Raw genomic sequence first — 7,682 nt, 5'->3', positions numbered from 1 at the left:
CCTCTGAGGTCCCCGCCGCAACGACCCAACCCGCGCAGCCGGCGGAGCGCGCCACCAACCCTTCGGCGGCCACCGCGCCCAAGCCCGAAGGCACGGTCGACGTCGCCAAGCTGATGAGCCCGCAGGCGCTGCCGGACGTTGTGATCGGCAAGGCCGACGCACCTGTGACCATCGTCGAATACGCTTCGATGACCTGCTCGCACTGCCGCGACTTCCACTCCGAAAGCTATCCCGCGATCAAGAAGGACTATCTCGACACCGGCAAGGCCAAGCTGATCCTGCGCGAGTTCCCGTTCGACCCGCGCGCTTTGGCCGCGTTCATGCTGGCCCGCTGCGCCGGAGACGAGCGCCGCACCGCCATGGTGGATGTCATGTTCGACCAGCAGCGCGAATGGGCTGCGGCCGAGAACGCCTCCGTCGCGCTTCTGAAGATCGCGCAGCTTGCGGGCCTATCGCAGGATCAGTTCAAGGCCTGCCTCCAGAACACCGAGCTTCAGGGCAAGGTCGTGGCCGTGCAGGAAGCCGGGCAGAAGGAATTCGGCGTGTCCGCCACCCCGACCTTCTTCATCAATGGCGAGAAATATGCCGGCGCCTTGTCGGCGGACGAGATGGCGGCCATCATCGAGAAGCATCTCTGATACCGAATTGACGGCGCTTTCCCATCGGAAAGTGCCGTTTCCTCGTTTGGACTCGAAAGGAATGCCGCAGCGCAGCATTGGCGCGGCGTCGCAGTTTGCGTAAAGGTAGGAGTCCGAAAGGACTGCGGCACCACCGCCGCGCCGGGGTTCCAAGATATCCGATGGCCAAGAGACTGTTCACCTTCAAACGGGGCGCAGCCGACCGCACGGCCGATGCGACGGAAGCGCTCGGGCTGAAAGGCTCCAATCTCGCGCTGCTGGCCTCGCTGGATCTGCCCGTGCCCCCCGGCTTCACGATCTCGACCTCGGCCTGGCGCGAGGCGGCTTCCGGCCCTGATCTTCCGCCGGCCCTGCGCAACGAGACGCTGGCCGCGATCGAATGGCTGGAGGGGGTGACGGGCCGCCAGTTCGACGGCGCCGACAAGCCGCTGCTGCTCGCCGTGCGCACCAGCGCACGCGCCATCATGCCGGGGCTGGCCGACACGGTTCTCGATGTCGGCCTCAACAGTCGGACCGTTGAGAAGCTCGCGGGCGAACTCGCCGATCTCGGCTTCGCCTTCCGCTGCTACCGCCGCTTCATCGAGAGCTATTGCTCGCTGGTCTACAGCATGGACCCCGGCGAGTTCGACGACGTGGCCGATGCCGAGCGCGCGCGCGCCGGCTGGGAGGGCGCCGAGCCGCACTCGCTGGTCGACTGGCGCGCGCTGATCGCGGCCTATCTCGCCTTCGTCGAGGACGAAGTGGGCGAGGCCATGCCGCAATCGCCGCTGGAACAGCTGTACCGGGTCGTGGAGGCGAGCTTCGCCAGCTGGCGCGGCCCGGTCGCGCGCGCGTTCCGCATCGTCCACGGCATCGGAGAGAACGCGGGCCTCGCCGTGACCGTTCATGCCATGATCTTCAACGAGCGGGGCGAAAAGTCCGGCACCGGGCGCGCTCTGTCGCGCGACCTCAAGACCGGCGAGCCCTGCCTGTCGGGCGAATTCGCCCTGGGCGGGCGCGGCGGCGACGAGATCGGGCCGCAGGTGCCGCCGATCGATCTCGGCGCGGCGGACGCGGGCGCTTTGTTCCCCGCCGATCTCAAGGCGCTGGCCGACCATGCCCGCCGCATCGAGGAGCATGTCGGCGACGCCAGCGAGATCGACTTCATGGTCGGCGACGGCGAGCTCTTTCTTCTGCAGTCGCGCGTTCTCAAGCGCAGCGTGGCGGAGGGCATCCGCATCGCCGTCACCATGACGCGCGAAGGGCTGATCCGCGAGGAAGACGCGATCCTGCGCATCGAACCTTCGGCGCTGGATCAGCTCCTCCACCCGACGATCGAGCGCGGCGAGGAGGTGGTCGTCATCGGCAAGGGCATGCCGGCCTCGCCTGGTGCCGCCAGCGGCCAGATCGTCTTCTCCTCCGAACAGGCGATCGCCCTGGCCGGGGAAGGGCGCAAGTCCATCATGGTGCGCAACGAGACCCTGCCGGAAGACGTGCATGGCATGCATGTCACCGAGGGCGTTCTGACCGTGCGCGGCGGCACGACCAGCCATGCGGCGGTGGTGGCGCGCGGCATCGGCAAGCCCTGCGTGACCGGCGCCGGTGCGCTGCGCGTCAACGCCGAGGCGGGAACGCTGACCGCCGCCGGACGCGTCCTCCAATATGGCGACTGGCTGACGATCGACGGAACCACCGGCGAGGTGATCGCCGGCGCGCCCAAGCTCAAGCGCCCCTCGCTGACGGGCGACTTCGCCACGCTGATGGAGTTCTCGGACCGGGCGCGGCGCATGCGCGTGCGCACCAATGCCGAGACGCCGGCCGAGGCCCGCGCCGCCCGCGCCTTCGGCGCCGAGGGAATCGGCCTTTGCCGCACCGAGCACATGTTCTTCGAGGGCGAGCGCATTTCGATGATGCGCGAGATGATCCTGGCGCGGGACGAGGCGGGCCGCCGCGCGGCGCTCGACAAGCTCTTGCCGATCCAGCGATCGGACTTCATCGAGCTGTTCGAGATCATGGCCGGCATGCCGGTGACGATCCGGCTTCTCGATCCGCCGCTGCACGAATTCCTGCCCAAGGGCGAGCAGGAGATCGCCGAGACCGCCGCTTCGCTCGGCATCAGCATCGCCGTCGTCACCGAGCGGATCGACGCGCTGCACGAGTTCAATCCCATGCTCGGCCATCGCGGCTGCCGGCTCGCCATCTCGCATCCCGAGATCGTGGAAATGCAGGCGCGCGCGATCTTCGAAGCCGCGATCGAGGCTGGCGAGCGCAAGGGCAAGGCCGTGGTGCCGGAGATCATGGTGCCGCTGGTCGGGCTGCGCAAGGAGCTCGACTTCGTGAAGGCGCGGGTGGACGAGGTGGCGCAGCTCGTCATGGCGGAGCGCAAGCGCGAGATCACCTATCTCGTCGGCACGATGATCGAACTCCCGCGCGCCATCGTGCGCGCCGACACGATCGCCGAGGTGGCCGACTTCTTCTCCTTCGGCACCAACGACCTGACCCAAACCGTCTACGGCATCTCGCGCGACGATGCGGCGAACTTCCTGTCCTCCTACGAGCGGCAGGGCATCATCGAGCGCGATCCGTTTCAGACGCTCGACATCGAGGGCGTCGGCGAACTGATCGCGCTGGGCGTCGAGAAGGCGCGCCGCACGCGTCCGGATATTCCGCTCGGCGTCTGCGGCGAGCAGGGCGGCGATCCCAATTCGATCGCCTTCTTCGAGCGCACCGGGCTCGACTACGTGTCGTGCTCGCCCTACCGCGTGCCTATCGCCCGCCTTGCGGCGGCACAGGCCGCGATCCGCTTCGAGCGGGCGCTCCGCACGGCTGCCGCACCCAAGACCCGCACGCGGTTCTGAGCGACGAGAAGGTTCGGCGCGTCAAGAAACAGCTGGGCCATGTTTCGGTTTTGGCTCTTCCTAGCGCTGTTCCTTTCGACCCGACGCCAACGCTAAAGCCAAAGCCCGAGTTGCGGAAGCGCTGTTCGACACGACGACGAATTCGACGCAGAGGAAGCTCGTCCTGTTCGAGAAGACGGCCGAAGCCCTCGGCGTGCGGAAGCACGCCTTCGCATCGGATGTGGACTATCGTGCTGCGATCAAGGACGTCTTTTCCAAGCTCAAGCTCCAGGACGACTACGCGGACATCGCCTAGGCAATCGAAGAAAACCTCGGATTGACCAAGCTCGGCGTTTTTCTCGTGACGGTGTTCAACGTGATGCTCTATCCCAGCGGGGATGGGGACAAGGCTTTGACCTCAGCCTTTGCGGTCTACGACCGGCTTCATCCTCAAACCAAGCCTTCCGGGTCCCGAATTCGCACCTTGTCGATCGAGAGGCTCGGGCTCTACCGCATTGGCCGGTGAGGGCCGGCGTTTGAGCAAGTGACGATAACGCGAGCGTGCGGCTGACCTCTTCGCCTCACGCTGGACAAGACCCGCATTCTCCTCAACTCTCGGCCTTCAGACGCCGGGCAACGGCGCGAATCTGAGGAGGAGAGGTCGATGCTAGGACTGATGCAGGACTGGCCGTTGCTTTGCACCAAGGTCATCGACCACGCGGCGGAGCATCATGGCGGGCGCGAGGTCGTGTCACGCTCCGTGGAAGGGCCGATCCATCGCACGACCTATCGCGATGTCCGCCGGCGTTCACTGCGCCTCGCCAAGCGGCTGCAGCGGGACGGGGTGAAGCGCGGCGCGCGGATCGCGACGCTGGCTTGGAACACCTGGCGCCATCTCGAATGCTGGTACGGAATTCTGGGTTCAGGTTCCGTCTACCACACGCTGAACCCGCGCCTGTTCCCGGACCAGATCGCCTGGATCATGAACGACGCCGAGGACGAGATCGTCTTCGCCGACCTCACCTTTCTGCCGATCCTGGAGGCGATCGCGCCGCGCGTGCGGAGCCTGCGCCGGGTCGTCGTTCTGACCGACGCCGCGCATCTGCCGCCCAACACGCTGGACGCCGTCCCCTACGAGGAATGGCTGGCGGAGGCGGACGAGGACTTCGCCTGGGTTCCCGCCGAGGAGCGGGACGCCGCCGGCATGTGCTACACATCCGGCACGACGGGCATGCCGAAGGGCGTCGTCTATTCCCATCGCTCCAACGTCCTTCATTCCATGATCGCGGTTCAGCCGGACGCGATGAACATTTCCGCGCGCGATCGCGTCATGCCCGTGGTGCCGCTTTTCCACGCCAATGGCTGGGGCATCGCCTTTTCCTGTCCCATGGTGGGCGCGGCGATGATCATGCCCGGGCCGAAGATGGACGGCGCCTCCATCCACGAACTCCTGACGAGTGAGCGCGTCAGCTTCAGCGCGGCGGTGCCTACGGTGTGGATGATGCTGCTTCAGCATTTGCAGGCGACGGGCGGCGCGGTTCCGGACTTGAAGCGCGTGGTGATCGGCGGCGCGGCCTGTCCGCGCGTGGTCTGCGAGGCGTTCGAGAAGCGCTACGGCGTCGAGGTCGTCCATGCCTGGGGCATGACCGAACTCAGCCCGCTCGGCACGCTGAACGTTCCGACGGCGGATTGGGAAGGGCTGGACGACGAGGCGCTCTATCGCCTGAAGGAGAAGCAAGGCCGCGTTCCCTTCGGTGTCGAGATGAAGGTGACCGACGACGAGGGCCACGACCTGCCGCGCGACGGGCGCAGCTTCGGGCGGCTCAAGGTGCGCGGGCCGGCGGTCTCCTCGGCCTATCACAAGGGTGCGGGGGCGGAGGCCTTCGAGGCGGATGGCTGGTTCGACACGGGCGACGTCGCCCATATCGATGCCAGCGGCACGATGCAGATCACCGACCGGGCCAAGGATGTCATCAAGTCGGGCGGCGAGTGGATCTCCACGATCGAACTCGAAAACCTCGCCGTCGGCCATCCCGACGTGACCGAAGCGGCGGTGATTGGCGTGCCGCATCCCAAATGGGACGAGCGCCCGCTTCTGGTCGTGGTGCCGCGCGAGGGGGCCTCGCTCACGCGTCAGGCCATGCTCGATTATCTCAGCGGGCGCGTGGCGCGTTGGTGGATGCCGGACGACGTGGTGTTCGTGGAAGCAATTCCGCACACGGCGACGGGCAAGATCCAAAAGATGGAGCTGCGCAAGAGTTTCGCGGACTATCGCCTGCCTAGCGCCGACCCGGTGGCGTGAACTGTTGCCGATCGTGGCGATCTGCTAGAAAGCTCGAGGATCGGCGGCGGACGGCAAGCAGGGCGAGCGTGTGGCGGGACATTATCTGACGGGGCGCAGCCGGAGCGCGATCTGGGCCTGGAACCTCGCGGCCTTCGCCTTCGCGCTTCTGCCGATCTCGGTTGGCTTCTTCCGCCTGCATCTCCTCGATCAGTCGATCCTGTCGCTGTCGCTTCTCCTGGCCGGCGGCATCGCCGCATTGGGGCTTCTCCTGGCCGTGTTCGCCATCCTCATCATCTGGCGCAGCGGCGCGCGTGGGGGCGGTCGGGCCGTTGGGGCGCTTCTGGTGGGCGGGGTGGCGGCGGCGCCGTTTCTGGGAGCGGCCTATCTCTTCACCAAGTATCCCGACGGGCATGCCGCGGAAACGACCGGCATGAGCGCGGCGCTGTCCGAGACCGCGCCCGCCACCGTCTCCACGCTCGACGGCGTTCTGGTCGGGCGCGATTTCCAGGCGACCGCCGCGACCGTCTACCAGGCCGCGCGCACCGCCATGGAAAAAAGCGGAATGACGATTGCGGACGTCCGCACGCCCGACATGGCGCGGCTGGACGGCCCCGATCTCGGCGTGTCCGGCACCGTTTCGGTCCCCATCCCGACCTTGCGCGATTCGCTCAATCTGGACGACGAGGAGGAGGATGACGCGAGCGAGCCCTTCGCCGATCTCGACTCCGACGACTACACGATTCAGGCCGTCGGCTACGCCCCGCTTTTCGCCTTTCCCAGCGACGTCACCATCCGCATCGTCGAGACCGATGGTACGACCTATGTCGATCTGCGCTCCGTGTCGCGAAGCTTGGAGCGCGACCTCGGCCAGAACCGCCGGCTTATACAGGGCTTTCTGGCCCGCCTGGACGAGGCGATGAAGGTTCTCGAAGGCGTCGCGCCGGAGAGCTAAGCCACTTCGTCAGACCGGCTCGAACCGGGCCGTCAGCTCCACCCCGCCGGTCGCTGCGACGAGGCCGCGCTCGCAGAGATCCTCCAGATGAGCCAGGACCGAAAGGGCTGCCGCGCCGTGCAGCGCCTTCGGCGTGCTGCGGTAGATGGCGGAGACCATGTCGGCGACGAAGCGGTCCCCGGCGCGCACGCGCTCCAGAATCGTCTGCTCGCGCATCCGGCGGTGAGCCCGCGTGGCGCGCAGGAAGGCGGCTGGCCTCTCCACCGGGCCGCCATGGCCCGGCAGATAGAGCCTGTCCGCCCGGGCCGAGAGCTTGTCGAGAGAGGCCATGTAATCGGCCATGCGCCCGTCCGGTGGCGCGACGATCGTGGTGGACCACGCCATGACGTGATCGCCGGAAAACAGAAGGCCCTGATCTTCCAGCGCGAAGCTCATGTGATTGGCGGTGTGCCCGGGCGTCGCGATGCCGACGAGCCGCCCCGCCGCCGTCTCAAACGGCTCGCCGTCGCCCAGCGTGATGTCGGGTCGAAAGCTGTGGTCGGCCGCGGCATCCAGAAGATTGATCTCGCCCGGCGCCAGCGGACGCGAGGTGCGATGCGGCCCCTCCGCCACGAGCGGCGCGCCGGTGGCGTCTCGCAGCGCCGCGTGCAGACCCGTGTGGTCGAGATGCGTGTGGGTGGCGAGGATCGCCTCCACGCGCCGCCCGTCGATCGCTCGTAGCAGCGCGCTCAGATGCGCCTCGTCCTGCGGGCCGGGGTCGATCACCATCAGCGTGTCCTGCCCCAGGAGATAGGTGTTGGTGCCGGTGAAGGTCATGGGCCCGGTGTTGGGGGCCGTCAGTCGCACCACACCCGGCGCGACCGGAACGGGGCGCCCATGCTGAGGCTGGAAGGTCGTATCGAGATCGAGGCTCATCGGCTCATGAGGTCGGACCTCACGGCAGCCAAGTCAAGCCGCGTTTGGGCAGGCGAGGTTTGAAACGGGGGCGTCCA

6 protein-coding genes are annotated in these 7,682 nt (G+C 67.2%); 5 read left to right on the top strand and 1 reads right to left on the bottom strand.

The annotated features are described in order from the left end of the window. From AUL32_RS17120 to AUL32_RS17100, 5 genes are all read left to right on the top strand, one after another. On the top strand, nt 1–638 hold a 638-nt coding region (locus AUL32_RS17120; RefSeq protein ID WP_062117485.1), incomplete at its 5' end, for a DsbA family protein. A 161-nt stretch (nt 639–799) separates the two neighbouring features. Then, nucleotides 800–3,475: a pyruvate, phosphate dikinase gene (gene ppdK, locus AUL32_RS17115; protein WP_062117481.1), complete on the top strand. Its 2,676-nt coding sequence runs from the start codon at nt 800–802 to the stop codon at nt 3,473–3,475. Nucleotides 3,476–3,791: 316 nt separating this feature from the next. Beyond that, entirely contained in the window at nt 3,792–3,980 is a 189-nt protein-coding gene (locus AUL32_RS17110) for a hypothetical protein (RefSeq protein ID WP_062117477.1), read from the top strand. 138 nt (nt 3,981–4,118) lie between these two features. Continuing rightward, a complete protein-coding gene (locus AUL32_RS17105) occupies nt 4,119–5,756 on the top strand; it encodes a long-chain-fatty-acid--CoA ligase (protein ID WP_062117474.1) in 1,638 nt (545 codons plus the stop codon). A gap of 70 nt (nt 5,757–5,826) precedes the next feature. Further along, complete coding sequence (locus AUL32_RS17100) at nt 5,827–6,690, top strand: DUF1499 domain-containing protein (RefSeq protein WP_062117471.1); 864 nt, start codon at nt 5,827–5,829, stop codon at nt 6,688–6,690. A 9-nt stretch (nt 6,691–6,699) separates the two neighbouring features. Here the strand turns inward: AUL32_RS17100 and AUL32_RS17095 are convergent, their stop codons facing one another. Beyond that, the gene (locus tag AUL32_RS17095; RefSeq protein ID WP_062117469.1) at nt 6,700–7,605 is read right to left on the bottom strand and encodes an MBL fold metallo-hydrolase; all 906 of its coding nucleotides are present in this window, start codon (nt 7,603–7,605) and stop codon (nt 6,700–6,702) included. Between the last annotated feature and the right edge of the window lie 77 nt (nt 7,606–7,682).

It is taken from the genome of Aureimonas sp. AU40, assembly GCF_001463785.1.
Taxonomy (GTDB): domain Bacteria; phylum Pseudomonadota; class Alphaproteobacteria; order Rhizobiales; family Rhizobiaceae; genus Aureimonas.
The sequence above is the reverse complement of the archived record's forward strand: the minus strand, read 5'-3'. Positions and strand labels throughout refer to the sequence as shown.

What these genes read in the sequence shown, in the direction of transcription:
- ppdK (WP_062117481.1), top strand. Translation starts at nt 800, where the DNA reads ATGGCCAAGAGACTGTTCACCTTCAAACGGGGCGCAGCCGACCGCACG.
- AUL32_RS17105 (WP_062117474.1), top strand. Translation starts at nt 4,119, where the DNA reads ATGCTAGGACTGATGCAGGACTGGCCGTTGCTTTGCACCAAGGTCATC.
- AUL32_RS17095 (WP_062117469.1), bottom strand. Translation starts at nt 7,605, where the DNA reads ATGAGCCTCGATCTCGATACGACCTTCCAGCCTCAGCATGGGCGCCCC.